The sequence below is a fragment of the Mesorhizobium sp. M7A.F.Ca.CA.003.01.2.1 genome (genome assembly GCF_003998945.1).
In the GTDB taxonomy this organism is placed as follows: Bacteria; Pseudomonadota; Alphaproteobacteria; order Rhizobiales; family Rhizobiaceae; genus Mesorhizobium; species Mesorhizobium ciceri.
Map to the genome: position 1 here is coordinate 1 of NZ_RZRA01001227.1, position 1,293 is coordinate 1,293.

Genomic DNA, 1,293 nt, shown 5'->3' on the forward strand with positions numbered 1-1,293 from the left:
GGCCTGTGGCATTGGCGTTGGCGCCGACGGCGGTGGCGAATTGGCCCGAGGCCTTGGATATGTAGCCCATCGCCGTTGCGTCGAGCGCCGATGCGACGGCGCCGCTGCCGATGGCCGAGGCGTTGGCGTCGGAGGCGCTCGAATTGACACCGGCCGCGATGGCGTTCGTCCCCGTTGCGGTCGCGACGGGTCCGATCGCGACCGAGTCCGTGCCCGTCGCCGAAGAGTCCGCCGCCGTCGAGTTGGCATGGAAATACTTGATGCCGCCGCCGACATTGATGTTGTTGACGACGGCGCCGATGGCGTCGACGGCCTGGTTGGTGGCGGCGAGCTGCGAACCGTTGATCGCATCGGTCGACGTCGAGCTGATCCGCCCCGCGGCGACATTGGTGATGGTGCGTTCCGCACCGGCCGCGCCGATGCTGACCGTCGAGGTCGGAGTAGTGCCCTGGAAGGCGTAGGTCGTGCCGTTGATCACCGCGCTGGGCGTGCCGACGGCGACGTCGGTGACACTGCCGGAGCCGAGCGCCACGGCGCCTGCGTTGCCGGCTGTGGCGTTGGGTCCCAACGCGACCGCATCCGCGGCGCTGGCATTCGCTTGCTTGCCGAGAGCGGTCGCTTGCCCGGCGGTAGCAAACGCGTTCTGGCCGACCGCGGTGCTGGACAAGCCTGTCGCGTTGGCATTCGGTCCGACGGCGGTGCTGAAGTCGCCCGAGGCCTTGGATATGTATCCAAACGCCGTTGCGTCGAGGCCGGAGGCACTCGCATTGTTGCCGGCCGCGATGGCGTTCGCCCCTGCCGCAGTCGAGAGAGGTCCGATCGCAACCGATTCCGCACCCGTCGCCGACGAATCCGCCGCCGTCGAATTGGCGTGGAAATACTTGATGCCGCCGACATTAATGTTGTTGACGACGGCGCCAATGGCGTCGACGGCCTGATTGGTGGCGAAGAGCTGCGAGCCGTTGATCGCGTCGGTCGAGAGCGCGCTGATCCGCCCCGCCGCCAGATTGGTGATGGTGCGCTCCGCACCGGGCGCGCCGATGCTGACCGTCGAGGTCGGGTTGGTGCCCTGGAAGGCGTAGGTCGTGCCGTTGACCACCCCACTGGCCGTGCCGACCGCCGTCGCGGTCACCGAGCCAGAGCCGAGCGCGACATCGCCGGAACTCGCTGCTGCCGAGGCGCCATTGCCGAGCGCGACATTGCCCGCGAGGCCGGCCGCACCGGCGGTCGAGCCGTTGCCCAGCGCCACGGAGCCTTGTCCGATCGCCTTGTTGTTGTTGCCGATGGCGACAG

Annotated in this window: 1 pseudogene; it reads right to left on the reverse strand. The window is 68.5% G+C overall.

The annotated features are described in order from the left end of the window. Positions 1-1,293 (reverse strand): annotated as a pseudogene (locus EN969_RS31475) (calcium-binding protein); the annotation flags it as partial.